The organism is Streptomyces sp. SID5643, assembly GCF_009872555.1.
GTDB lineage: Bacteria > Actinomycetota > Actinomycetes > Streptomycetales > Streptomycetaceae > Streptomyces > Streptomyces iakyrus.
Window position 1 is genome coordinate 1 of the sequence record NZ_WWIC01000053.1, and the last position, 25,046, is coordinate 25,046.

The window sequence follows — 25,046 nt, forward strand, 5'->3', positions numbered from 1 at the left end:
CGCAGCCGGCCCATCGTGGCCGCGGCGTGCAGCCCGTGACCGACGACGTCCCCGACGACGAGCGCCACCCTGGCCCCCGACAGCGGCAGCACGTCGAACCAGTCACCGCCCACCCCGGCCTGCGCGGGCAGATAGCGGTAGGCGATCTCCAGGGCGTCCTGCTCCGGCAGGTTGCGGGGGAGCAGGCTGCGCTGGAGCGTCACCGCCATGCTGTGCTCGCGGGTGTAGCGGCGAGCGTTGTCGATGGAGACGGCCGCCCGTGCGACCAGTTCCTCCGCCAGGGCAAGTTCGTCGGCGTCGAAGGGCTCCGGCTTCTCGCAGCGCCAGAAGCTGACCACGCCCAGCACCAGGGTGCCGGCCCGCAGCGGCACCGTGATCAGCGAGTGGATGCCGTACGCGACGATCTGCGCCGAGCGCTCCAGGTCCTGTGCCTGCCAGCCCGGGGCCTCGCCCAGCCGGGGTTCCAGGACGGGGCCGCCGGTGGCGAGACTGCGGCCCTGCGGCGAGGATGCGACGAACCTGATCCGCTCGCCGGCCGGGTAGAGCGGCGCGTCCTTGCGGATCCCGCTCAGCGCCGTCCGGCTGAGCGAGGCCGCCGCGTTCGGCTGCCCGCCGCCCAGCACCGCGTCGAAGAGGTCGACGGTGACGAAGTCGGCGAACCGCGGCACGGCCAGCTCGGTCAGCTCCTCGGCCGTGCGGGTCACGTCCAGGCTGGTCCCGATGCCCACTCCGGCGTCGTACAGCATGTTGAGCCGTTCCCGCGCTGTCTCGGCCCGCCCGGACAGCGCCCGCAGCTCGGTGGAGTCGCGCAGGGTGGCGACGCTGCCGGGCGGCACCCCCGCACGGTCCGTCGTCCGCTGGTTGACGGCGAGGAGCCGGTCCCCGACGAGGTGCACCTCGTCCGTGGCGACGCGTCCGGAGGCCAGCAGGTCGGCGGTGCCCGGGTCGAGACCGAGACCGAGGACGTGCCGGCCCTCGGCGTCGGCGGGCAGCCCGAGCAGCCGGTGCGCCTCGTCGTTGGCGAGGACCAGGGTTCCCCCGTCGTCGACGATCAGCACCCCCTCCCGGACGGCGTGCAGCACGGCGTCGTGGTGTTCGTACATCCGGGTCATCTCGTGCGGACCGAGCCCGTGGGTCTGGCGCAGCAGCCGCCGGCTCACCAGTGCGGCGCCCGCTGTCGCCAGGAGGAGCGCGACCGCGGCGGCCGTGAGGACGAGGGGCAGCTGACGGTCGGCGGTGCCGCCGACGTTCTTGGTCGTGATCCCCGCCGAGACCAGGCCCACGACCCGGCCGTCCGGGTCCTTCACCGGAACCACGGCCTGCACGAGCGGGCCGATGGTGCCCTCGATCTCCTCGGTGAACGACTTCCCGGCCAGCGCCGGCGCGAGCGTCCCGACGAACTTCTTCCCGATCCGGTCCGGCTTGGGGTGGGTGTAGCGGATCCCGTCGGTGTTCATGACGACGACGAAGTCGACCTTCGACCGCTCCCGGGCGGCCTCGGCCCGGGGCTGGAGCACGGCGGTGGGATCAGGACTCTGGAGCGCCTCGACGGTGCCCGGCGCGTTGGCGAAGGTCTCCGCGACGGCGAGCGAACGGTTGCGGGCCTCCTTCGTCGTGTCGTGCCGCACTTGCAGCACCAGCGCCACGACGGCCGCCACGACCAGCAGCAGCACGATCACCACGACGAGCAGGAACACCTGTCCGGCGACGCTGCGTCCGCCCAGCACCGACCGCAGCCCCGCCCCCGGTTGCCACCGTGGCGAGCCCGCCTCCCGCCGCTGCCGTGCCGACGGCGCAGCGCCGGGCCGCAGGGGCGATCGAGTCCCGGATCGACCCACGAGTCGGACCATGTGCCATGTCTACACTGCCCGGCCCCGGGAGGCGAGGGGCATCACCCATGGTGGCAGGGGGTCCTCACCGTTTCGTCACGTCTGCGGGCCGGACGGGCCGGCGACCCTCCGGTGAACGTGCGCCCCGCCCACAGGAGAACGTACGGCAGTCTCAGGCGCCCAGTGAGCGGGCCAGCTCGGTCGTGGCCCGGGCGATCTCACCGTCCTCGTCCGCCATCAGCCGGCCCAGCTCACCGCGCCGGGACCGCACCGCCTGGCGCGCCGCACGCTCCCACACCACCGGGTTCTCCCGGTGGTTCAGCAGCTTCGGATAGACGGCGGCGGTGCTTTCCCACTGCCGTGCGTCGGCGATGCTCTTGAGCAGCCGGATGATCTGGGCGCGGCAGGTCACCTGCGGCTGCTTCGCCAGCTCCCAGAGGAAGGGAACCGTGGCCGCGGTCGCCTGCTCCACCACGAAACCGAACTGGCAGATCCGTTTCCGCAGGTCGTCGAGGGCGGAGCGGGCGGTGTCGGCGTCACCCCCCGCGATGCCGGTGAGCAGCTGGGGGATGGCCGCAGCCGAACCGGTGGAGTCCTGGATGTCGCCCCACGGCACGCGGTCCAGTGCTGTGAGCGACGTGTTCCGGGCCGGGGCGTCGGGGCGCTGGGGGCGCTCGCCGCTCGGGTGTTCCGTCGAAGCGCTGCGCATGGCGAGGGGCCTTTCCGCGGCAGTGGTGTCAGATGGGTGGACAGGGTGGGGCGGGCCGGGTCGACATCCTGGCCCAGACCGTCTTGCCCGCCGGGGGACTGGGGGCCCAGCCCCACTCCTCGGACAGGGCGTCGACGATGCACAGCCCCCGGCCGTGCTCCTCCAGGGCGATGCCCGCCGGCCGGTACACCGGCGGGTGGTCGTCGGGGTCGGAGACGGTGACCAGCAGGTGGCCGGGGTCCAGGAGGAATCCGAGCCGGATCTCCGGCACGCCCGGCGCGTTCGAGGCTCTCGGTGCCGCGTGCGTGGCGGCGTTGGCGGTGAGCTCGGTGATGACGAGGGTCGCGTCGTCGCAGCGGTGGTCGAGCGACCAGCCGTGCAGGGTGTCGCGGGTGAAGGACCGGGCTCGCGCGAACCCCTCCCGGCTGCACTCGACTTGGAGCGTGGCCGAGGCGGACAGGGCACCCGAGAACTGCGGCAGTGTCGTCGGCACCGAGGGCGGAGCCCCGTACGGAGAGGCCGTGTGCGGGCCGGCCGGGAATGCGGGGTCCGCCGCGGGTGCGCCTGCGTGTGCCGCAGCCCCACTCGGCGGCCGGAGCACGTGCTGCGCAGGTGACACGGCATCTCCCTGATGCGACGTCAGGACGGGGCGTCGACCCGGGGGTTGACGCCGCAGCTATTATCCACGCTGAAGGCGCTCGCGTGCAATTGCACGAGAAATTGCGTGAGTATCAAGCCGTCGTGGGTACGCGAGCCGGGACGAGTGCGGTCGAAGGGACGCGCCCGCACTCGTCCGGTCGGCCGGGCACGCCGTGCGCGGCGGGGAACGAGAACAGCGAGGAGACTGCGGTGCCACCAGTGCAGAACGGAGTGCGGGCGAGCTCGTTGGAAGCCTGCTGGATGAAGAGCCGGCACAGCAACGCCGAAGGCAACTGCGTCGAGGTCGCCCCCCTCGTCGACGGCGGGATCGCCCTGCGCAACTCCCGCGACCCCGACGGCCCCGCCCTCGTCTACACGTCGGCGGAAGTGGCGGCCTTCCTGGCCGGGGCGAAGGACGGCGAGTTCGACCACCTGCTGTAGGAACGGTCCCGTTGCGCGCGGCGCGTCATGCCCTCGGGAAGAAGCGGAGCCCAACTCCCCACTTCTGCGGGGGCATTGCGGGCAGATGCGTGAAGACCCGGTGAAGTGCGATAGTGTTAGTCGTCCTTGTGCCGGTCTGCTGGGAGTCAGGATGTCCGCCGCGTCGCATCGCATCTCCCGTCTGGAACCCTACCTGGACAGGCGCGAGCCGGCGCCGACTCTGCTGAAGATGCTCGTCGGTGTGCAGCTCGCCGGCTTCCGTGAGGACGCCGGGCTCGCCCAGGACCAGGCGGCGCGCGCTGTCGGGTTCAGTGCCGCGAAGCTGTCCCGTATCGAGTCGGGCAAGGGCCGCCGCCCGCCGACGGAGAACGACGTCCGCGCCCTGCTGGAGCTGTACGGCACCGACGACTACGAAGTCTCCGTGCTGCTCAAGCTGCTGCAGCGGGCCGGTGAGCCCGGCTGGTGGCAGCGGTACGACAAGCGGCTGATGCCCGAGTGGTTCGACCGGTTGGTCGGGCTTCAGGAGGCCGCCGCCACCATCCGTACCTTCGAGATCCAGTACGTGCCCGGCCTGTTGCAGACACCCGCCTACACCCGGGCCGTGGTGGAGCGCGGCCTGCCGAACGCACCCGCGAGCGAGGTGGAGCGTCGCGTCGAACTGCGCAGGCACCGGGCCCGGCTGCTGTTGCGGACCGACGCCCCGCAGCTGTGGGCGATCATCGACGAGTCCGTGCTGCTGCGCGTCCTGGGCAGCACCGACGTGATGCGGGAGCAGCTCGCGCACCTCGTCGAGATGGCCGGACGGTCCAATGTGACGTTGCAGATCGTGCCGCTGAGCGTCACCAACGCCTCGGCCCCCGCCATCCCGATCACGTACCTGCGCTTCGGCGGTCTCGATCTGCCCGACGTGGTCTACCTGGAGCACATCAAGAGCGCGAACTTCCTGGAGGACCGCGACGAGACGGAGGAGTACCGGATCGCGCTGGACCGGCTGGCGGACGAGGCGCTCAAGCCCCGTGACTCGCTGGAGCTGCTGCGGCAGACGATGGAGCAGCGCTACCCGTGACCCGCGGGACCTCGTGAGGGGCGGCCGCCCCTCACGAGGTCCCGCTCCGGTCACATCTCCCGGTCACCCCTCCAGCGGGATCCGCCCGACACCGCCGAACTCGATCCACTCGTGGGTGAGCTGACGGGGTGCCACCTCGGTGTCCGGACGCCAGGTCGAGACCTCGACGAGCCCCGGCTCCAGGATCTCCAGGCCCTCGAAGTACGTCTCCACGTCCTTCGGCTCGCGCACGCGGCCCCAGTGGCCCTGGGTCGCCTGGTCCATGAAGTTCGTGACGAAGGTGCGGACCTCGGGATCCTCGCTGACCAGCTGGCACATCACCATGAAGCTGCCGGGCGCGAGCCGCTCCCGCACACGCCGGGCCACCGCCAGCGGCCCGTCGGTGTCGCTGTCCGGGATGCAGTGGAACACCGAGTTGAACAGCACGCACACCGGCTCGTCGAAGTCGATCAGCCGCTTGGTGTCGGCGTGGCCGAAGATCTGCTCGGTCTCGCGCATGTCCGCGTGGATGACGGTCGTCCGCTCGTCCTGCTCCAGCAGCGCGCGGCCGTGCACCAGCACCATCGGGTCGTTGTCGACGTAGACCACGTGGGTCGTGGGGTCGATGCGCTGGGCGACCTGGTGCACGTTGTCCTGCGTCGGCAGGCCGGATCCGTGGTCCAGGTACTGCCGGATGCCGTACTCCTCGGAGAGGGTCTTCACGACCCGCTGGAGGAACCGCCGGTTGTTGAGGGCCAGGCGGCGCGTGCTGGGGACGACCTTGTCGAGTTCCTCGCACGCGGCACGGTCCGCCGCGTAGTTGTCCTTGCCGCCCAGGTAGTGGTCGTACATGCGCGCTGCCGTCGGCACGTTCGCGTCGATCTCGGTGGACAGCTGCTTCTCGGAGTGCATCGTTCCCCCTGCAAGGTGCCGCGCCAACGGACTGGCTGGACAGGAAGTACATCCTAGGGAGCGGGAGTTGGGCCGTGCCAGCCCACCGGCGAAGGTGCCCACGATCGAACGACAAGATGATCGCCGCCCGTGTCAGTCTATGCACCTTAAGTGGCTGTTCGCGTGCTTTGTGTCACCGATGCCGGCGAGGGTACCCGCGGACGACAGGGTCATCCTTCGTGGGAGGTGCACCGTGGACACCCCGGCTGACCGGATCACGGACGTCTGGGGCGCGCGCACGCCGTACGGGCCCGGCGCGCCCTGGCCGCCGCGGACCGACACCCGTCTCGCGGCGGGACTCGGCGAACAGGACGTGGAGCGCTGGGTGCAGGCCGCCTCGGTGCTCCACTCCAACGGCGACGCGATGGACATCGCGGTGCGCGAGGGACGCATCGTCGGAGTCCGGGGCCGGGCCGCGGACCGGGTGAACCGCGGGCGCCTGGGCCCCAAGGACCTCTACGGCTGGCAGGCCAACGCCTCCCCGGACCGCCTCACCAGGCCGCTGGTGCGCGAGGACGGCCGGCTGGTGGAGCGCGACTGGGACACCGCCATGAACCGGATCACGACCCGGACCAGGGAACTGCTGGACGACAAGGGCCCGGGGGCGATCGGCCTCTACACCACCGGGCAGCTCTTCCTGGAGGAGTACTACACCCTGGCCGTCCTGGCCCGGGCCGGCATCGGCACCAGCCACCTGGACGGAAACACCCGGCTGTGCACGGCGGCGGCCGCCGAAGCGCTGAAGGAGACGTTCGGCTGCGACGGACAGCCCGGCTCCTACGAGGACGTCGACCACGCCGACACCGTCGCCCTGTTCGGGCACAACATGGCGGAGACGCAGGCGGTCCTGTGGATGCGCCTGCTGGACCGCCTGGAGGGCGCGGACCCGCCCCGCCTGGTCTGCGTGGACCCACGCCACACCCCGGTCGCCCGGCGGTCCGACGTCCACCTCGCCCCGCGCGCGGGCACGAACGTCGCGCTGCTCAACGCGCTGCTGCACGAGATCATTCGCACCGGCCGTACCGACCGGTCCTTCATCGAGGCGCACACCGTCGGCTTCGACGAACTCGCCGCCATGGTGGAGGAGTGCACACCCGCCTGGGCGGCCGGCATCTGTGACGTGCCGGGCGCGCAGATCGAGCGGGCGGCGGAGATCCTCGGCAGTGCCGAGCGGCTGCTGTCCACCGTCCTCCAGGGCGTCTACCAGTCCCACCAGGCCACCGCCGCCGCCGTCCAGGTCAACAACCTGCACCTGATCCGGGGCATGCTGGGCCGCCCCGGCTGCGGGCTGCTCCAGATGAACGGCCAGCCCAGTGCGGAGAACACCCGCGAGTGCGGCGCCGACGGTGACCTGCCGGGTTTCCGCAACTGGCAGAACGACGAGCACGTCGCGGAGCTGGCAGCCGTGTGGAACGTGGCACCGCAGACCATCCCGCACTACGCCCCGCCCACTCACGCGATGCAGATCTTCCGGTACGCCGAACAGGGCTCGGTCCGGATGCTGTGGATCACCGGCACCAACCCGGCCGTGTCCCTGCCGGAGCTGTCCCGCATCCGGTCGGTCCTCGCCCGGGACAGCCTGTTCGTGATCGCGCAGGACCTGTTCCTCACCGAGACCGCGCAGCTCGCCGACGTGGTGCTGCCCGCCGCGACCTGGGGCGAGAAGACGGGCACGCTGACCAACGCCGACCGCACGGTGCACCTGTCGGAGAAGGCCGTCGAACCGCCCGGTGAGGCGCGCCCCGACCTGGACATCTTCCTCGACTTCGCCGCCCGCATGGACTTCCGTGACAAGGACGGCGGACCGCTGATCACCTGGCACGACCCCGAATCCGCGTTCGCCGCCTGGCAGCGGTGCAGTGCCGGTCGCCCCTGTGACTACACGGGCCTGAGCTACGACCGGCTGCGCGGCGGCAGCGGCATCCAGTGGCCCTGCACCGGCGAGAGCCCCGGCGGCACCGCGCGCCTCTACACCGACGGCATCGGCTTCGCCCACCCCGACACCTGTGAGAGCTACGGCCGGGACCTGGTCACCGGGGCGAGCGTGGAACCGGTCGAGTACCGGGCCCTCAACCCGCACGGCAAGGCGGTGATCAAGGCGGCCGAGTACCTGCCGCCCCACGAGGACACCTCTGCCGAGTACCCCCTGCAACTGATCACCGGACGCACGGTGTACCACTTCCACACCCGGACGAAGACGGGCCGCGCGCCCGAGCTGAACGCCGCCGCCCCGGACGTCTGGGCGGAGATCTCGCCCGCCGAGGCCTCGGCCCAGGGTCTGGCCGACGGCGACCTGGTGCAGGTCACGACCCCACGCGGGGCGGTACGGGCCCGGCTGCGCACCACCGCCATCCGTGACGGCACGGTGTTCCTGCCCTTCCACTACGGCTACTGGGACACACCGGCAGGACACCGTCCCCCCGACGACGGCCCGGGCCGCGCCGCCAACGAGACCATCGTCACCGACTGGGACCCGGTCTCCAAACAGCCGTTGTTCAAGACCGGCGCGGCCCGCCTCACTTTTGTCGCCCGCCGCGCGAACACCACCGGAGCCCGGACTGCGACGCAGGGGAGCGGCTCATGACCGGCATCGGCACCGGCATCGTCCTGCGCCTCCTCCACGACGGCGAACGCGACCTGGAACAGGACCTGCTGGCCGCCGCCGCGCGGCACCGCACCGACCACGAGTTCCATCACGTCGCCCTCGACATCGCCCGCTGGTCCCGCGAGCACGCCGCCCGGATCGCCGACGCGGGCCGCGACCACGGCCTGGACCTGCCCGGCCCCCGCGGCAATCCCTCGCCCGGGGCGCTCGCCGCCCTCCGGGAAGAGGCCTCGGAAGCCCTCGGCCGGCGCCCCGAGACGGGACTGCTCCTGCTGAACGACCTGCGTGACCTGCACCTGGCGGCCGCGCGGAACTCGCTCCACTGGGAGATGCTCGCCCAGGCGGCACAGGCCACGCGGGACGAACGGCTCCTGGCGGTGGTGACCGACTGCCACCCGCAGACGCTCCGGCAGCTCCGCTGGACCAACACCATGATCAAGATCCTGGCACCGCAGCTGCTGACCGGTGTCTGATGCCAGCGGCCGGGGCACCGCTCGGCTATCCGAAACGCTAATCTGGAAATACGAGAATTGACCGGAAAATCGAGGGCGTGTCCGCAACCGCTATTCTCACGGCCCCGGCCGCTTTTCCAGGAGAAACTCATGGGCGACTATTACGACCTCGGTACGCACAGCCGTCCCGTCACCACGTCCTCCGCCGATGCCCAACTCTGGTTCGACCGCGGCCTGGTGTGGACGTACGCCTTCCATCACGAGGAAGCCGTCGCCTGCTTCGAAAGGGCGGCCGAGGCCGATCCGGAGTGCGCGATGGCGTATTGGGGAATCGCCTACGCGCTCGGTCCGAACTACAACAAGCCCTGGGAATTCTTCGACGGTGAGGAACTGGTGAGGACCGTCGAGCGCACGCACACCGCCGTGGAACGCGCTCACGAGAAGGCCGCCCGCGCCACCCCGGTCGAGCGGGCCCTCATCGGCGCCCTGCGGGCCCGCTACCCGCAGCCGGAGGCGGTCGAGGACTGCTCGGTGTGGAACGAGCCCTACGCGGACGCGATGCGCGTCGTGTACGAACTGGCGCCCGACGACCCGGACATCGCCACCCTGCACGCCGACGCCGCGATGAACCTCACCCCCTGGCAGCTGTGGGACCTCAGGACCGGCCGGCCCGCCGAGGGGGCCCGTACCACCGAGGCCAAGGCCGTGCTGGAAGGCGCCCTCGCCACCGAGGCCGGCGTACGACACCCGGGGGTCCTGCACCTCTACATCCACCTGATGGAGATGTCCCCGACCCCGGAGCAGGCCCTCACCGTCGCCGACCGGCTGCGCGGCATCGTGCCCGACGCCGGGCACCTGCGCCACATGCCCTCACACCTGGACGTCCTGTGCGGTGACTACCGCCAGGTCGTCGCGGCCAACAGCGACGCGATCGCCGCCGACGAGAAGTACCACCGGCAGGCCGGGGCGATGAACTTCTACACCCTCTACCGGGCGCACAACTACCACTTCAAGATCTACGGCGCCATGTTCCTCGGTCAGGCGCAGGTCGCCCTCGACACCGCCGCCCAGCTGGAGGCGGCCATCCCCGAAGACCTCCTCCGCGTGCCGAGCCCCCCGATGGCCGATTGGCTGGAAGCCTTCCTGGCCATGCGCGTCCACGTCCTGATCCGCTTCGGCCGCTGGAACGAGATCCTGGAACTGCCCGCCCCCGCCGACCCGGAGCTCTACGCCGTGACCGTCGCGATGCGGCACTACGCCCGGGGCGTCGCGTTCTCCGCCACCGGCGAGGTCGACCGGGCGGAGACCGAACGCGAGCTCTTCCGGGCGGCGGTGAGCCGGGTGCCCGGGACACGGATGCTGTTCAACAACACCTGCCACGACATCCTCGCGATCGCAGCGGCCATGCTGGACGGCGAACTCGAATACCGCAGGGGCAACCACGACCTCGCCTTCGCCGCCCTGGAGCGCTCCATCGAGCTGGACGACAACCTCCCCTACGACGAGCCCTGGGGATGGATGCAGCCCACCCGCCACGCCTACGGCGCGCTGCTGCTGGAGCAGGGCCGCGTGGCGGAGGCCGAGGCCGTCTACCGCGCTGACCTCGGCCTCGACGACACCCTGCCCCGGCCCCTCCAGCACCCGGGCAACGTCTGGGCGCTGCACGGCTTCCACGAGTGCCTGCTGCGCACCGGGAAGACCGGCGAGGCGGCCCTCGTGGCCCACCAGCTCAAGACGGCGAGCGCACTGGCCGACGTACCGGTCCGGTCGTCCTGCTTCTGCCGTCTTGAGGTCACGGAGCCCGCCGGCGGGTGCTGCGACTGACCCGCGCGCTCAGGTCCGGTTCAGGCGCGCGAGGTCCAGGGCCCGGGCCATGGCGGGCCGGTCCCCCTGCCGCCACTCCGGGGTGCTGGTGAGGGACATCAGGAGCTCCGGGGTCAGCCGGTAGCCCTCGGCGTGCGCCAGCAGGGACTCCGCCTCGCGGGCCGATGTGGCGCCGTGGTCCTCGTCGGCGATCGTGCGCAGCACGTCGTCGCGGTCGGTGAAGCGGCTCATACCGCAGTCGAGGCCGTCGTCGTCCAGGGTGCCGGGGTACGGGGCGCGGGCCCAGGCCCCGTTCTCGTACCAGTAGACGCAGCCCAGTTCATTGCCGCTCAGGTAGTCCCCCAGCTCGTCGTGGGGGAGCCAGGCCGGGGCGCCGGCGAGCAGGTCGACCGGCGGTTCGTGCCACTTGCATCCGCTCGACTCGTCCTCGCCGAAGAGCACGTACCGCCCCGCGTCCCGCGGTGCGAACCCCCACCACGTGCAGCCGGCGTCGTCCAGACGGAGTCCTGTGTCGTCCACCCAGGTCCCGGTACGGTGGTGAGCCTTCCGCTCGTCCGCCGTGGTGGCCTCCAGTACGGCGATGAGCGCCCAGCGCGCCCACAGCACGTCCGGCGACGGCAGATCCCCGGGCAGCCCCGGCCGGTTGATGGTCATGCACTGTCCCCGCTCGTCACGCCGGTCATGATCACGCCCAGGCTCTCACGAGGTGAACGCCGGCGGTCAACGGCCGGTCGGCCGTCCCGGCTCGGCGCGGTCGATCAATGGCGGAGCGCTGGTGCGTGAGCTGCTCTCCTGACCGCCGGTGACGGACTTGGGCCCGTGACACGTTTGGGCCGCCGCCCCTGTGGTCACTCGTGCGGTGACCCGTAGTCGGACACGACGTGGAGTGAGCGAACCGTGGCTGGAGACCAGAAGGGCAAGGCGAAGGCCGAGCAGGCCAAGGGCAAGGCCAAGGAGGCGATCGGCCGCGCGGTGGGCAACGAGCGGCTGGAGGCCGAGGGCCGTGCGGAGCAGTCGAAGGGTGACGCCCGCCAGGCCAAGGAGAAGACGAAGGACGTCTTCAAGCACTGAGTCGCTTTCACGAAAACCGAGATCATGTGGCCGTGCCGCGTCCGTGGGGGACGCGGCACGGCTCTGTTCGGCCTGCACGCGGGCGGGTCGGCCGGTGACGGGAGTTCACCGGTGAGCAGGACGCGCCGCCGTCGGCGCCCGTCGGGCCCAGCTCGTTCCGCAGGTCGCTCAGGAGGTTGAGCACCGGTGCCTGCGCCGACAGGGCCAGGGAGCCGGGGGGTCAGCCAGGGGCTCAGGGGTGCCCGGGCCGCCGACGCGGCCGGCGCCCGCCACCGAACTCATTGAGGCGCCCGGCCCGCACACGTCGAGGGGTGTGCGCCGGTTCTCAACTCGCCCCAGCTCTTGACGTGTTGATTGCCGTCCTAAAACATGCGGGAAACTCGATTGATTCTGCGCGGTTCTGTTCGCTCTCGAAGGGAATCCATGTCCAGCAGACATCGCCTCGCCCGGACGGCACTGGCGATCACCGTCCCCCTGGCGCTCGGTGCGGGCCTCACGGTCGTGCCGCCCGCCGCCGCTGCCGCCGACCCGCCCGCGAGCGCGGTCACGGTGCGGATCGATCCGTCCTACCGGCAGCAGGAGTTCGAAGGGTGGGGGACGAGCCTCGTCTGGTTCGCCAACATCACCGGCCGCTACCCCGAACCCATCCGGCAGAAGCTCGCCGCCATGCTGTTCGGCGAGGACGGACTCCGCCTGAACATCGCGCGCTACAACATCGGCGGCGGCAACGCCCCCGACGTCCGCAAGGACTACATGAAGAACGGCGCGACGATGGACGGCTTCTGGAAGGCGCCCGAGGGCACCACCAGGGAGGACACCGACTGGTGGAACCCCGACGACCCGGAGCACTGGGACTGGTCCGCCGACCCGGGCCAACGCTGGTGGGTGGACCGCGTCAAGAGCAAGGTGACCCGCTGGGAGGCGTTCAGCAACTCGCCGCCCTGGTTCCAGACCGTCAGCGGCTACGTCTCGGGCGGCTTCGACGCGAACACCGACCAGATACGGGCGGACCGCGTCGACGACTTCGCCACCTATCTGGTCAAGGTCACCGACCAGTTGGAGAAGAAGCACCGCATCAAGTTCGACACCATCGCCCCGCTCAACGAGCCCAACACCGACTACTGGGGCACCCGGATCGGCCCCGACGGGCAGCCCACCGGTGGCCGCCAGGAGGGAGCGCACGCCGGCCCCGAACTCCAGCAGAAGGTCGTGCTGGCCCTGCACCGCGCACTGGGGAAGGCCCGAACCCGCGCCACGATCTCCGCGATGGACGAGACCAACCCCAGCACCTTCGTCCGCAACTGGAACGCCTACGACAGCACCGCCCGGGCCGCCGTCGACCAGCTCAACGTGCACACCTACGGCACCGGCATGCGCACCAGCGCCCGCGACAGCGCCAAGGCCGCGGACAAGCCGTTCTGGATGAGCGAGGTCGAGGGCACCTGGGGGACCGGCACCGACTTCACCGGCATGGAACCGGGACTCGGCATCGCCACCCGCGTCGTCGAGGACATCCGTGAACTGGAGCCGTCCGCCTGGGTGTTGTGGCAGCCCATCGAGGACTCCATCCCGCAGGCACAGGCCGGCAAGAACTGGGGCAGCATCCACGTCCCGTTCAACTGCACCGCCGGGGACACACTGGAGACCTGTCCCGTCAAGGCCAACACCAAGTACCACACGCTGCGCAACTTCACCCACCACATCCGCCCCGGCGACCACTTCGTCAAGTCCGACGACCCCTCCAGCGTCGCCGCCGTACGCAAGTCCGGCCGTGGGGCGACGGTGGTCCACGTCAACAACGGCACGGCCCCGCGCGCGGTGACCGTGGACCTCTCGAAGTTCCGGCGGGTCGCCCCCGGCGCCACCGTGACCCCCGTGGTGACCAGCGCCGACGGCGCGCTCGTCCGCGGCACGCCCGTCAAGGTGACGAACGACGCGGCCATCGTGACCGTCCCGGCCAAGTCGGTCACCACCCTCCTCGTCGACGGCGTGTCCGGCACCGCCGCCGACGCCGGGCTCGTCCGGCCCGGCCACGTCTACCGCCTCCAGGGCACCCAGAGCGGCAAGTCCCTCGCACCGGCCGCCGACGGCGACGGCATCGTCGTCCGCACGGCAGACCCGGCCGCCGATGCCCAGCTGTGGCGGGTGAAGCAGCTGACCCGCGGCGAGGGCAACCGTGAACGCCACGCCCTCGTCAACGCCGCGAACGGCAGGCGCCTGGCCGTACGCGACAACGAGGCCGTACTCGAGAACGAGGACACCCCGGCCGCACAGTGGATCATGTCCACCACCGGCGACGGCACCTGGACCTTCGTCAACGCCGCGACGGGCCGCCTCCTCGACGTCGTCGGGCAGTCGACCGCGGACGGCGCCCGCGTCTCGGCCCACCTCCCGACCTCGAGCGCCAACCAGCGCTGGGGAGTGACCGACGAGACGGTCCTCCGTACGCAGCCGGCGAAGGCGTTCACCGTGCCCGGGCGCGCCCCCGAACTGCCCGTAACCGTGACACCGGTCTTCCGTGACGGAGCGCGGGGCGCGCTCCCCGTGCGGTGGACGCCGCCCTCCGACACACGCTGGCGCAAGCCCGGAACGGTCCGCGTCAAGGGACGGGCCACCGACGCCCTCGGCCGGTCCGTCCCGGCCGAAGCGGTGGTCACCGTGGACACCATCGCCTCCACCCTCCCGGCCCGCGCCAAGACCTACACCGGCGGACGTCCCGTCCTGCCGGCCACGGTGACCGGCCTCGGACGGCACGGCGGCACCGCCGAACTCCCGGTCACCTGGGAGACCGTACCCGAGGGCGCCTTCGACGACCCCGGCGTGGTGACCCTGCGCGGCACGGCCCGTGTCCCGGGCGGGGACACGGCAGCGGCGACCGTACGCGTCCAGGTCACCGCACCCCGGGAGGCCGACGCCGCGCGTGCGGAGGGCGTGACGGTCGGCGCCACCTACACGGAGAGCGGCTACTCCGCCGACGGCCTGCGCAACGGCACCACGTCCGAGAAGGCCTGGTCGAACTGGAGGTCCGGCACGAAGAACCCCTCCGACACCATCACCTTCACGCTGCCGGAAGCCCGCGATGTGAGCCGGGTCGTGACCCACTTCCACCGTGACGGCACCAACGTCAGCTTCGCGGAGTCCCTCAAGGTGCAGGTGCGGGGTTCCGACGGCACCTGGTCCGACGCGAGCGACCAGGTCGCCGTCGGCACCGAGGGGACACCGGTGGCCGACGTCCCGGTGCGTGCGGCGGGCCCGGTGACGGGCGTGCGCGTGGTGATGACGGCCCGTCCGGGCGGCTACATCACCCTCGGGGAGATCGAGGTCCTCGCCAAGGCGCCGGGCGCTTCCGCCGACGCCGCGGCCGCGTCGATCGCGGTGGACGGCAGGCCCCTGAGCGGCTTCGAGCCGGACCGGACGGGCTACCGGGTGGCGGTCGACCGCCCGGACCGCGCCGGGATCACCGCCACACCGCGTGACCCCTACGCGAAGGTGACGGTCCGGAGGGACACCGCCGGGGACACAACGGTCCACACGGTGACCGTGACCGGCGAGGACGGCTCACAGACACGGGAATACCGGATCGAGCTGGTCCGCCGCTGAACGCACGGAAGCGCGGGGCCCGCACGCCCCGCGCTTCCGTCTTCCGGGATCCGGCCGATCAGACCGCCGGGGCCGGGTACGTCGGGTACTCCACGCCGGACACGTGCTGCACGACACGGATGACCTGGCAGGAGTAGCCGAACTCGTTGTCGTACCACAGGTAGAGGATCGCGTTGTCGCCGTCGACCTTGGTCGCGCCGGCGTCGACGATCGAGGCGTGGCGCGAGCCGATGAAGTCGCTGGAGACCGCGTCGGGCGCCGTGGTGAAGTCGATCTGGCGCTTGAGCGGCGAGGTCAGGGACACGTCGCGGAGGTGGTCGAGGACCTCCTCGCGGGTGGTCTCCCGGCCGAGCCGCAGGCTGAGGATCGCGATGGAGACGTCCGGCACCGGGACGCGGATCGAGCTGCCGGTGATGGGCGCCTTGAGGTCGGGCAGCGCCTTGGCGACGGCGGAGGCGGCACCGGTCTCGGTGATCACCATGTTGAGCGGCGCGGACCGGCCGCGGCGGTCGGCCTTGTGGTAGTTGTCCAGCAGGTTCTGGTCGTTGGTGAACGAGTGGACGGTCTCCACGTGGCCGCGCTGCACGCCGAACTCGTCGTCCATCGCCTTCAGCGGCGGCACGATCGCGTTCGTGGTGCAGGACGCGCAGGACAGGATCTGCTCGTCCGGCTTGATGGTGTCGTGGTTGACGCCGTGCACGATGTTGGGGACGTCGCCCTTGCCCGGCGCGGTCAGGACGACCTTGTCGATACCGGGGCGCAGGTGCCCGGACAGGCCCTCGCGGTCGCGCCACTTGCCGGTGTTGTCGATGAGGATGGCGTCCTTGATGCCGTACGCCGTGTAGTCGACCTCGGACGGGTCGTTCGCGTAGATCACCTTGATCGCGTTGCCGTTGGCGACGATCGTGCTGTTCGCCTCGTCGACGGTGATGGTGCCCTGGAACTGACCGTGGATCGAGTCGCGGCGCAGCAGCGAGGCACGCTTGACGATGTCCTGCTCGCCACCCCCGCGCACGACGATGGCCCGCAGCCGCAGACCGTTGCCCGAGCCGGACTTCTCGATGAGCAGCCGGGCGACGAGCCGGCCGATGCGGCCGAAGCCGTAGAGGACGACGTCCCGGCCCTCACGGCGCTCGATCTTGTTGGCGCCCGTCGCACCGGCGACGGCCTCGGCGGTGAACTCCGCGATCGACAGGCCACGGTCGTCGGCCTGGTAGGCCTCGGCGAGCAGGCCGATGTCGATCTGGGACGGGCCGAGGTCGAGCGTGGTGAGCGTCTGCAGGAACGGCAGGGTGTCGGTCACCGACAGCTCCACGCCGGCGATCTGCCGGGCGAACCGGTGGGTCTTGAGGATGCTGACCACCGACTTGTTCACCAGGGAGCGGCTGTGCAGCAGGACCGTCACGTCCCGCTCCCGGTGCAGCTTCCCGATGATCGGGATCATCGACTCCGCGATCTCCTCGCGGTTCTTCCAGTTGGTGAACGAGTCGTCGTTGAGAGTCACGAGTCCATCTTTCGAGCTAGGCGGCGCTCATATGTTAAACCGTCGATTTCCGGATCATGAACGGGGGCCGTCGATACGTTCGGCGAGGGCTCCGCGCGCCCCTCGGAGCAGGTCCTGAGATGATCGAAAGCGGTTCTTCCGTGCGAAAAACGGTTCTTCCTCGCGAAAGGGGTGCACATGGACTACGACTCCGTGGCCGACGAGCTGTACGCCCTGCGCCCGGAGGAGTTCACCGCCGCCCGCGCCTCCGCCGTGGCCTCCGCCCGCACCACCGGCGACCGGGAACTCGCCGGACGGATCGGGGCATTGCGCAGACCCAGCCTCGCCGCCTGGGTCTGCAACCTGCTGGTCCGCAGCAGCCCCGGGGAGGTCGAGCCCCTGCTGCGCCTGGGGGAGGGGCTGCGCCAGGCCCACCAGGACCTGGACGGTGCGCAGCTGCGTGAGCTGAGCCGCCGGCAGCACGCACTCATCCGGGCCCTGTCCCTGCAGGCCCGGCAGCTCGCGAAAGAGGCCGGCCATCCGATCGGCGAGGGTGTGCAGCGGGAGGTCGAGAACACCCTGCACGCCGTCCTGGCCGACCCCGAAGCCGCGCGTGCCTGGGCGGGCGGCCGCCTGACCAAGCCGCTGGACGCGGCCGTCGGCTTTCCCGCCGTGGCCGAGGGTGCCCGGCCGCAGCGCCCCGCATCCGCCCCGGCGCCCGCCCCCTCCCGTCCGGGCAAAAAGGCGGGTGAGCAGCAGCGACGCCGGCTGGACCGGGCCCGCAAGGAGGTCGAGGCCGCTGAGCGCGAGCTGCGGGAGCTGCGGGACGAGGCCGCGGCGGCAGGGGAGGCGGCGGGGGAGGCGAAGCAGCAGGTGGACGCCCTCCAGCGGCGCGTGGAGGAGCTCACCGGCGAGCTGGAACGGATCAGGAGCGAACACCAGCAGGCCCGCTTCGCCGAACGGACGGCCCGCGAACGGGCGCGCACGGCCGACCGCCGGGTCCGTGAGGCCGGCCGCAAGGCCGCGACGGCCGCTGCCCAGCTCGAACGCCTCACCTCATCGGACGCCTGACCGACGGACCGGCGCGGCGGTGCGCGCCGCCTGACGCCGGCCGGGGCGCGATCATGTCACTGTGACTCAACTCACACCCCTCAAGTGGGCCGTCCCGCACGGCTCCACGCGCACGACACCAAAATTGAACCATTCGTTTTCTTGAACCAGTCGTGTTTGTGTGGCTAGGTTGTCCGCATGACCGCATCCGGGAACCCGACCACCGCCGAGGAACTGCGCGGTGCCGGCCTGAGGGTGACGGCCGCCCGCGTCGCGCTGCTCGAAGCCGTACGGGACGGTGATCACCTCGGCGCCGAGGCCATCGCCTCCGAGGTGCGCGGCCGCGTGGGCCACATCTCCGTCCAAGCCGTCTACGAGGGGCTGCACGCCCTCACCGCGGCGGGACTGATACGCCGCCTCGATCCCCCCGGCAGCCCGGCGCTCTACGAGGGACGGGTCGGCGACAACCACCACCACCTCGTGTGCCGGTCGTGCGGAGCCGTCGCAGACGTCGACTGCGCGGTCGGCCACGCTCCCTGTCTGACCGCGTCCGACGACCGCGGCTTCGCCGTCGACGAAGCCGAGGTCATCTACTGGGGCCTGTGCCCCGCCTGCTCCACCGCTCGCAGTTCCTGAGCACGTGATCCACCCGAGCACTGTGATCCCCCCGAGCACCGTGATCCACCCCGTCCGGAAGGATTTCCATGACTGAGAACCACGACGCGATCGTCACCGACGCCAAGTCGGAGGAGACGGGAGGCGGTTGCCCCGTGGCGCACGGCCGCGCCCTGCACCCCACCCAGGGCGGCGGCAACCGCCAGTGGTGGCCCGAGCGGCTCAACCTGAAGATCCTCGCCAAGAACCCCGAGGTGGCCAACCCCCTCGGTGAGGACTTCGACTATGCCGAGGCGTTCCAGGCCCTGGACCTCGCCGCCGTCAAACGCGACATCGCCGAGGTGCTCACCAGCTCGCAGGACTGGTGGCCCGCCGACTTCGGCAACTACGGCCCCCTGATGGTCCGTATGGCCTGGCACAGCGCGGGCACCTACCGCATCAGCGACGGCCGCGGTGGCGCCGGCGCCGGCCAGCAGCGGTTCGCCCCGCTCAACAGCTGGCCGGACAACGGCAACCTCGACAAGGCCCGCCGTCTGCTGTGGCCCGTGAAGAAGAAGTACGGCCAGAACATCTCCTGGGCCGACCTCATGATCCTCACCGGCAACGTCGCCCTGGAGCAGATGGGCTTCGAGACCTTCGGCTTCGCCGGCGGCCGCAAGGACGTCTGGGAGCCCGAGGAGGACGTGTACTGGGGCCCGGAGACCACCTGGCTCGACGACAAGCGCTACTCGGGCGACCGTGAGCTGGAGAACCCGCTCGGCGCCGTCCAGATGGGCCTCATCTACGTCAACCCCGAGGGCCCGAACGGCAACCCGGACCCGCTCGCCGCGGCCCGCGACATCCGTGAGACGTTCCGCCGCATGGCGATGAACGACGAGGAGACCGTCGCCCTGATCGCCGGTGGCCACACCTTCGGCAAGACCCACGGCGCCGGCCCGGCCGACAACGTCGGCGCCGACCCCGAGGCCGCCTCCATGGAGGAGCAGGGCCTGGGCTGGCGCAGCACCTACGGCACCGGCAAGGGCGGCGACGCCATCACCTCCGGCCTGGAGGTCACCTGGACGAGCACGCCCACCCAGTGGAGCAACGGCTTCTTCAAGAACCTCTTCGAGTTCGAGTACGAGCTGGAGCAGAGCCCGGCCGGCGCCAACCAGTGGGTGGCCAAGGACGCCCCGGAGATCGTCCCGGACGCGCACGACTCCTCCAAGAAGCACCGCCCCAAGATGCTCACCACGGACCTGGCGCTGCGCTTCGACCCGATCTACGAGCCGATCTCCCGCCGGTTCTACGAGAACCCGCAGGAGTTCGCGGACGCCTTCGCCCGCGCCTGGTTCAAGCTGACCCACCGTGACATGGGCCCGAAGTCCCTGTACCTCGGCCCGGAGGTCCCGCAGGAGACCCTGATCTGGCAGGACCCGCTGCCGGAGGCCGAGGGCGAGACCATCGACGCCGGTGACGTCGAGACCCTCAAGACCAAGCTCCTGGAGTCGGGCCTGTCCGTCTCGCAGCTGGTGTCCACCGCGTGGGCCTCGGCGTCCACCTTCCGCGGCAGCGACAAGCGCGGCGGTGCCAACGGCGCCCGTATCCGCCTGGAGCCGCAGCGCGGCTGGGAGGTCAACGAGCCCGACGAGCTGGCGCAGGTCCTGCGCGTCCTGGAGGGCATCCAGCAGGAGTTCAACTCCGGCGCCAAGAAGGTCTCCCTGGCCGACCTGATCGTCCTCGGCGGCACCGCCGCCGTCGAGAAGGCCGCCAAGGAAGCCGGCTTCCAGGTGCAGGTTCCCTTCGCCGCGGGCCGTGTGGACGCCACGGAGGAGCACACCGACGCCGAGTCGTTCGAGGCGCTGGAGCCGACCGCAGACGGGTTCCGCAACTACCACGGCAAGGGCAACCGCCTGCCGGCCGAGTTCCTGCTGCTGGACCGGGCGAACCTGCTCACCCTGAGCGCCCCCGAGATGACCGTCCTGGTCGGCGGCCTGCGGGTGCTGGGCGCCAACTACCAGCAGTCCCAGCTCGGCGCCTTCACCAAGACGCCCGGCTCGCTGACCAACGACTTCTTCGTCAACCTGCTCGACCTGGGCATCGAGTGGAAGTCGACGACCGAGGACCAGACCACGTTCGAGGGCCGCGACGCCGCCACCGGCGAGGTCAAGTGGGCAGGCTCCCGCGCAGACCTGGTCTTCGGCTCGAACTCCGAGCTGCGCGCCCTGGCCGAGGTCTACGCGAGCGACGACGCGAAGGAGAAGTTCGTCAACGACTTCGTCGCGGCGTGGGTCAAGGTCATGAACCTGGACCGGTTCGACCTGGTCTGATCACCTCCGCAGGACAGGACGCCCCGGGCCCTCGGCCCGGGGCGTCCCGCGTTGTCCCGGCAGCGTTGCCTGAGGGATCGTCAAAAGCCGTTCAAGGTAAGAACATCACTTACCCAACTCTCACCATGAAAGGGCAAGGAACGCGCTCGCCCCCGGATCCGGGCATACGTTCGTGCCGTGAACACAGATTCCGCTGCCCACAGAGGCGCCGGCCGTGCACCGCACCCCTCCGCCGCTGCACGGCCCACCACCGGCGGTACCGTCCGCCGCACCCTGCTGCGCACCGCCCTGACCGGGGCCGCAGCGCTCGGCGCCGGCCTCGGCGCCACCCGGCCGGCCACCGCCGCCACCCCCGTCCGGGACACCCACCCGAGGCCCGGCACCCCCGCCGAAGCCCTGCGGGAACTGGCCGCGGGCAACCGCCGGTGGCGCGCCTTCCGGGAACGCCACCCGCACGAGGACCCCGCCGTGCGCCGGACGCTGGCCACCGGCCAGCACCCCTTCGCGGTCGTCCTCGGCTGCATCGACTCGCGCGTGCCCCCGGAGCTCGTCTTCGACCAGGGTCTCGGCGACCTGATGACCGTGCGCACCGCCGGTGAGGTACTGGACGAGGCCGTGCTCGGCAGCGTCGCCTACGGCGTCCTGGAACTCGCCATACCCCTGGTCGTCGTCCTCGGACACCAGTCGTGCGGCGCGGTCCGGGCCGCCGTCGAGGCGGAGGAGTCCGGGACGAGACTGCCCGCCCACATGCAGTACCTCGTCGACCAGATAGGCCCGGCCATCGATCACGGGGAGGAAGGGGACGCCCGGATCGACGCGACCGTGAGCGCCAACGTACGGCTCGTACGCTCCCGGCTGGCCGCCGAACCCGAACTGGCCGCCAGGATCGGCACCGGCAAGCTGGCGATCGTCGGTGCCCGCTACGAACTCACCACCCAGGCGGTCCACCGCCTGGCCTGACCACCCGCCCGGTCCGCTGCACAGGACAGCGGACCGGGCCGCTCCGTCACGCCCGCAACGGGTTGTACCGCGCCGCCGCCATCACGTACCACGCAGTCGCCCCCGTGTGCCGGTACGGGTAGTAACCGAAGCCGAATCCGGTGTCCAGCGGACTGCTCGCGGACACCACCCCGCAGCGCCCGGGCAACGCCTTCCCGCCGATGGTCTGGCCGCCGCCCAGCAGATCCTGGGCCTGCTCGGTGGACGAGATCAGCCGCCGGGCGCGCCCCTCGTCACCCCGCGCCCCCCTCTCGCGCAGGGCGAGCGCCAGGTGGGCCGTCCCCTCGAACCACACGCCGTTGCGGTCGGGCTTGGGCTGGCCGGCCGCGATCGGCGCGTCCTCGTTCGCCAGGAGGCTCGCGGAACTGAAGGTGACGCCTTCGTACGACTGCCCCGCGGGCACCGTGCTGTTGATGCGCCCGGAGTGGTCCGTGACGGCCAGCTCGGCCGCGGCCCAGTCCAGCGAACGGGAGTAGCGCCGCGAGCCGAGCGCGAGGTGCGTCCAGGTCTGGGTGTCCTCCGGGACGGGGGACTTGTTGACCGTGACACCGTCGTTGGTGCCGGTGTAGAAGAAGCCGCCGGACGGCTCCCACATCCGCCGCACGAACGCCTCGGCCCGCCCCCGTCGTTCCAGCCACACCCGGTCCCCGGTGAGCCGGGCGAGCCGCCCGAACAGGCAGACCAGGTCGGTGTTGTGCTCGGTCGAGGTGAACGGCAGCTTCTGATTCGCCCCGTCGACCCCGAACTTGAAGCCGCCGAGGGGCTCGTCGGTCCGGCCGGTGCGCTCGATCCACTCGCCGATCCGCACGGCACCGTCCAGGAAGCGGCGCGCTCCGGTACGCCGGGCGAGGGCGCTCAGTGCGATGCCCGCCCAGGCCATGTCGCCCACGGCGGTGCCGGTGAAGCCGAACTGCGTCCCGACGTTGACGGTGCCGTCCGCCCGCACGAAGCCGTCGGGCTGGAGCGAACCGTCGTAGAAGGTGTACGGCCCGACGTTGTAGGCCTGCCGGAGCCTGCCGTCGTCGTACGCCGGGTCGTGGCCCTGGGCGTGGAGCAGCGCGTCGCCCAGCGCCTGGGCCCTGGTCAGGCCGGCCGGGGTCCGGGCCGCGAGGTGGGCGAGGATCGCGAGGGCGTTGTCATAGGTGAACGCGGTGCTGAACAGGCCGGCCTGGTCGGTGTAGCTCTGGGCCAGGCGCAGGGCGCCGTGGTCGGGGTAGGCGTCCATGGCGGCGGCGAGGAAGGCCAGTCCCCGGGCCGGGGCCGATGCGGGGCGCGCACCGGCGGCACCGGCCGCGACGGCCTGTCCCGAGCCGGCGGCGGCGAGCCCCGCGGCACTGATGCCGAGTCCGGCACCGATGAGCGAACGCCGGCTGAGCGCCGGGCCTTGTCTGCCAGTCATGGATCTCCCTTGAGAGCGCTCTCAACCAGTGCGCGCTCATTGTGCTGGCGCGCCGGGGCGGGGTCAACGCTCCGGTCGGAAGGAAGAGCCGGCGGAGAAGGCGGCAGGGAAGGCGGCAGGGAAGCGGATCACTCGCAGACGATCTCGTCACGCGGCGTGTAGTGCGTGCGGTACGGCTCCCGCTTCACTTCCCGGCCGTCGTTGTAGAAGACCCGCTCCACGGTGACGTCGAACCCTTCGAGCGGTGTCTGCGGGACACATTCCTTGTCGTCGCTCACCTTCTTCTCGGGCTTCTTCACCTCGGTGCGCGGGCCCGTGACCGACTTGATCTCGTCGTACTTGCGGGTGCCGAGGAAGGAGACGGTGACGGAGGTGTCCGTGGACTCGGCCTGGATGTACACGGCGTTGCCGGAGTCGTTGGCGAACCGCAGGTCCAGGCTGCCCCAGGCGACGGTCGCCTCGCGGCCCTCCGGATAGCGCTCGATGTAGAACGAGTGCGCTCCGTGCTCCACGGGCTTGAGCCCGGCGAAGAACAGCGCGTTGTACACGGTCGTCGCCACGGACGAGACACCGCCGCCGGAGGCCTTCGTGAACTTGTCGTCCAGGATGATGATGCCGTCCATGAAGCCGTTGGCCTCGGTGCGCTCACCGACGGTCCGGTTGAAGCTCCAGGTCTCGTCCGGCCTGACGAGCGAGCCGTTGATGAGTTCCACCGCCCGGCCTATGTTCTTCGTGCGGTACTCGGCCGGTTCGAAGTGGACGGTGAAGGAGGACATCTTCTCCTTCAGCCCCAGCTCGGCGGCGTTCTCGCGGGTCACTTCCGGCCGGGTCTCGCGGACCTCCACCTCGCCGCTGCGGGCGGCGCCCGACGCGGTGAGCAGCGGCAGCACGGCCTTGCCCAGTGCCTTGTCGGTGACCGACCGGCCCACCGTGGCGTCCTCGGCGACCACGGCCCTGTCGCCCTGCGGCCGCAGCGTCGCGTTCTCGGCGGTCGTGGTGATGCCGTCCAGGGGACCGGCCACGGACGGCTCGGCGCGCAGCCCCTTGGCGTCGAGCTTCGGTCCGAGTTCGCCGTCGCCGTCCGGCCGCATGGTCAGATGCGCGCCCAGCACGTCCTGGCCCACCGTGAACCGCCGGCCGGCGGCGGTGAGCGTGACGGGGCCCGACATCGCCGGCTCCGCGAAGGTGCGTACCGCTCGTTCCACCTCACCGGCGGTGACCTGCGGGCGGGTCTCCCGGGTGGGCAGGGGAGTGGCCGTGCCGGTGTCACCGCGCAGGAAGGAGTCGCGCAGGGGCCGGACCGCGGCGTTCACGTCCAGCGCGTACCCCGTCCGCGGCGTGACCGCCTTCACGCGGCCGTCGTCGAACGCGACGCCGCCGTCCCTGACCTTCTGGTCGAGGCCCTTCGCGAGCTGCCCGAGAGCCGCCCGGGCCTCGTCCTCGTCGAGGTGCACGACCGGCTCGATGTCGCCGCCCGAGCGGAAGAACCCGCTGAACACGCTGACCGGGTCGGCGCCGGTGCGCGCCGCCCGGTCGACGGTCTCCTCGACGTCGTACGACAGACCCGCGCGCTCCGGATCAACCCGGCCGGTGCGGTCCCCGACCTTGACGGGCAGTTCGCGGGCGCCGGCCGCGCCCAGCTCCCGTTCGAGCTTCCGCACCGCCTCCGCCCGGCTCAGCCCCCCGATGTCCACCCCGCGCACGGTCGTGCCGGAGTCGATCTGGCCGCCCGTGAGGAACAGCCCGGCGAGATACAGACCACCGACCCCCACGGCCAGCGCGCCGCCGGCCAGGGCGACGGGCGGGAGGGAGGTGATGCGCGGGACAAGAGTGGTACGGGGGCGCATGAGTCTCCAAAAGATCGATACGAGGGTGCACCCGATGACGCGACGATGCGCGGGCAAACACATCAAGCTATCCACACATCAGGGGCGAACCGGTATGGCCCAGACCACTTATGTCCGAGATCATTCCGGAATCGGCCGGGCCGGCCCCGCCGTGGGCACGGGAACAGAGTGGTAACGA

General features: G+C 71.2%; 19 protein-coding genes. 11 read left to right on the forward strand and 8 right to left on the reverse strand.

Going from position 1 to position 25,046, the window contains the following annotated elements:
• The 3 genes from GTY56_RS06445 to GTY56_RS06455 form a co-directional block, all read right to left on the reverse strand.
• The coding region (locus GTY56_RS06445) for a GAF domain-containing protein (RefSeq protein ID WP_202509806.1) at positions 1-1,850 on the reverse strand (1,850 nt) is incomplete at its 3' end.
• A 151-nt stretch (positions 1,851-2,001) separates the two neighbouring features.
• Positions 2,002-2,538 carry a hypothetical protein gene (locus GTY56_RS06450; RefSeq protein ID WP_161363367.1) on the reverse strand — a complete coding sequence of 179 codons (537 nt, stop codon included), beginning with the start codon at positions 2,536-2,538 and terminating at the stop codon, positions 2,002-2,004.
• A gap of 28 nt (positions 2,539-2,566) precedes the next feature.
• On the reverse strand, positions 2,567-3,181 hold the full coding sequence (locus GTY56_RS06455) for an ATP-binding protein (RefSeq protein ID WP_161363562.1): 615 nt from the start codon (positions 3,179-3,181) through the stop codon (positions 2,567-2,569).
• A 206-nt stretch (positions 3,182-3,387) separates the two neighbouring features.
• Between GTY56_RS06455 and GTY56_RS06460 the strand changes: the two genes are divergently transcribed.
• Both GTY56_RS06460 and GTY56_RS06465 read left to right on the forward strand, forming a co-directional pair.
• Positions 3,388-3,618, forward strand: a complete 231-nt coding sequence (locus GTY56_RS06460; RefSeq protein ID WP_062930994.1) for a DUF397 domain-containing protein — start codon at positions 3,388-3,390, stop codon at positions 3,616-3,618.
• Positions 3,619-3,769: 151 nt separating this feature from the next.
• Positions 3,770-4,684: a helix-turn-helix domain-containing protein gene (locus GTY56_RS06465; protein WP_161363369.1), complete on the forward strand. Its 915-nt coding sequence runs from the start codon at positions 3,770-3,772 to the stop codon at positions 4,682-4,684.
• 63 nt (positions 4,685-4,747) lie between these two features.
• Here GTY56_RS06465 and GTY56_RS06470 read toward each other — a convergent pair whose 3' ends face one another.
• Positions 4,748-5,575, reverse strand: coding sequence for an SAM-dependent methyltransferase (locus GTY56_RS06470; protein WP_161363371.1), 828 nt, complete (start codon positions 5,573-5,575; stop codon positions 4,748-4,750).
• A gap of 232 nt (positions 5,576-5,807) precedes the next feature.
• Here GTY56_RS06470 and GTY56_RS06475 point away from each other — a divergent pair, with 232 nt between their 5' ends.
• The 3 genes from GTY56_RS06475 (at position 5,808) to GTY56_RS06485 (ending at position 10,495) form a co-directional block, all read left to right on the forward strand.
• On the forward strand, positions 5,808-8,198 hold the full coding sequence (locus tag GTY56_RS06475) for a molybdopterin-dependent oxidoreductase (RefSeq protein ID WP_161363373.1): 2,391 nt from the start codon (positions 5,808-5,810) through the stop codon (positions 8,196-8,198).
• On the forward strand, positions 8,195-8,692 hold the full coding sequence (locus GTY56_RS06480) for a hypothetical protein (RefSeq protein ID WP_161363375.1): 498 nt from the start codon (positions 8,195-8,197) through the stop codon (positions 8,690-8,692). Before GTY56_RS06475 ends, GTY56_RS06480 begins: the two co-directional genes overlap by 4 nt.
• Before the next feature lie 129 nt (positions 8,693-8,821).
• Positions 8,822-10,495 carry a tetratricopeptide repeat protein gene (locus GTY56_RS06485; protein WP_161363376.1) on the forward strand — a complete coding sequence of 558 codons (1,674 nt, stop codon included), beginning with the start codon at positions 8,822-8,824 and terminating at the stop codon, positions 10,493-10,495.
• Positions 10,496-10,504: 9 nt separating this feature from the next.
• On the opposite strand, the gene GTY56_RS06490 is transcribed toward GTY56_RS06485, so the two are convergent.
• Positions 10,505-11,149, reverse strand: a complete 645-nt coding sequence (locus tag GTY56_RS06490; protein ID WP_161363379.1) for a hypothetical protein — start codon at positions 11,147-11,149, stop codon at positions 10,505-10,507.
• 243 nt (positions 11,150-11,392) lie between these two features.
• Here GTY56_RS06490 and GTY56_RS06495 point away from each other — a divergent pair, with 243 nt between their 5' ends.
• Positions 11,393-11,566, forward strand: a complete 174-nt coding sequence (locus GTY56_RS06495) for a CsbD family protein (RefSeq protein ID WP_102909563.1) — start codon at positions 11,393-11,395, stop codon at positions 11,564-11,566.
• Positions 11,567-11,989: 423 nt separating this feature from the next.
• Positions 11,990-15,166, forward strand: coding sequence for an RICIN domain-containing protein (locus tag GTY56_RS06500; protein WP_161363381.1), 3,177 nt, complete (start codon positions 11,990-11,992; stop codon positions 15,164-15,166).
• Positions 15,167-15,224: 58 nt separating this feature from the next.
• Here the strand turns inward: GTY56_RS06500 and GTY56_RS06505 are convergent, their stop codons facing one another.
• The gene (locus tag GTY56_RS06505; RefSeq protein WP_161363383.1) at positions 15,225-16,670 is read right to left on the reverse strand and encodes a glyceraldehyde-3-phosphate dehydrogenase; all 1,446 of its coding nucleotides are present in this window, start codon (positions 16,668-16,670) and stop codon (positions 15,225-15,227) included.
• A 177-nt stretch (positions 16,671-16,847) separates the two neighbouring features.
• Between GTY56_RS06505 and GTY56_RS06510 the strand changes: the two genes are divergently transcribed.
• The 4 genes from GTY56_RS06510 (at position 16,848) to GTY56_RS06525 (ending at position 21,583) form a co-directional block, all read left to right on the forward strand.
• Positions 16,848-17,720 (forward strand): hypothetical protein, encoded by an 873-nt coding sequence (locus tag GTY56_RS06510; RefSeq protein WP_161363385.1) that lies wholly within the window; start codon positions 16,848-16,850, stop codon positions 17,718-17,720.
• Positions 17,721-17,897: 177 nt separating this feature from the next.
• Positions 17,898-18,335 carry a Fur family transcriptional regulator gene (locus GTY56_RS06515; protein WP_033308886.1) on the forward strand — a complete coding sequence of 146 codons (438 nt, stop codon included), beginning with the start codon at positions 17,898-17,900 and terminating at the stop codon, positions 18,333-18,335.
• A 68-nt stretch (positions 18,336-18,403) separates the two neighbouring features.
• Positions 18,404-20,623: a catalase/peroxidase HPI gene (gene katG, locus GTY56_RS06520; protein ID WP_161363387.1), complete on the forward strand. Its 2,220-nt coding sequence runs from the start codon at positions 18,404-18,406 to the stop codon at positions 20,621-20,623.
• A gap of 177 nt (positions 20,624-20,800) precedes the next feature.
• The gene (locus GTY56_RS06525) at positions 20,801-21,583 is read left to right on the forward strand and encodes a carbonic anhydrase (protein WP_161363389.1); all 783 of its coding nucleotides are present in this window, start codon (positions 20,801-20,803) and stop codon (positions 21,581-21,583) included.
• Positions 21,584-21,629: 46 nt separating this feature from the next.
• On the opposite strand, the gene GTY56_RS06530 is transcribed toward GTY56_RS06525, so the two are convergent.
• Positions 21,630-23,021, reverse strand: coding sequence for a Tat pathway signal sequence domain protein (locus tag GTY56_RS06530; RefSeq protein WP_161363391.1), 1,392 nt, complete (start codon positions 23,019-23,021; stop codon positions 21,630-21,632).
• 128 nt (positions 23,022-23,149) lie between these two features.
• The gene (locus GTY56_RS06535; RefSeq protein WP_161363394.1) at positions 23,150-24,868 is read right to left on the reverse strand and encodes a VanW family protein; all 1,719 of its coding nucleotides are present in this window, start codon (positions 24,866-24,868) and stop codon (positions 23,150-23,152) included.
• Between the last annotated feature and the right edge of the window lie 178 nt (positions 24,869-25,046).

Bases quoted from the DNA above. Each gene is read 5' to 3' on its own strand.
- GTY56_RS06485 (WP_161363376.1), top strand. From the start codon at position 8,822: ATGGGCGACTATTACGACCTCGGTACGCACAGCCGTCCCGTCACCACG.
- katG (WP_161363387.1), top strand. From the start codon at position 18,404: ATGACTGAGAACCACGACGCGATCGTCACCGACGCCAAGTCGGAGGAG.
- GTY56_RS06530 (WP_161363391.1), bottom strand. From the start codon at position 23,021: ATGACTGGCAGACAAGGCCCGGCGCTCAGCCGGCGTTCGCTCATCGGT.
- GTY56_RS06535 (WP_161363394.1), bottom strand. From the start codon at position 24,868: ATGCGCCCCCGTACCACTCTTGTCCCGCGCATCACCTCCCTCCCGCCC.
- GTY56_RS06500 (WP_161363381.1), top strand. From the start codon at position 11,990: ATGTCCAGCAGACATCGCCTCGCCCGGACGGCACTGGCGATCACCGTC.
- GTY56_RS06480 (WP_161363375.1), top strand. From the start codon at position 8,195: ATGACCGGCATCGGCACCGGCATCGTCCTGCGCCTCCTCCACGACGGC.
- GTY56_RS06510 (WP_161363385.1), top strand. From the start codon at position 16,848: ATGGACTACGACTCCGTGGCCGACGAGCTGTACGCCCTGCGCCCGGAG.
- GTY56_RS06515 (WP_033308886.1), top strand. From the start codon at position 17,898: ATGACCGCATCCGGGAACCCGACCACCGCCGAGGAACTGCGCGGTGCC.
- GTY56_RS06465 (WP_161363369.1), top strand. From the start codon at position 3,770: ATGTCCGCCGCGTCGCATCGCATCTCCCGTCTGGAACCCTACCTGGAC.
- GTY56_RS06470 (WP_161363371.1), bottom strand. From the start codon at position 5,575: ATGCACTCCGAGAAGCAGCTGTCCACCGAGATCGACGCGAACGTGCCG.
- GTY56_RS06490 (WP_161363379.1), bottom strand. From the start codon at position 11,149: ATGACCATCAACCGGCCGGGGCTGCCCGGGGATCTGCCGTCGCCGGAC.
- GTY56_RS06450 (WP_161363367.1), bottom strand. From the start codon at position 2,538: ATGCGCAGCGCTTCGACGGAACACCCGAGCGGCGAGCGCCCCCAGCGC.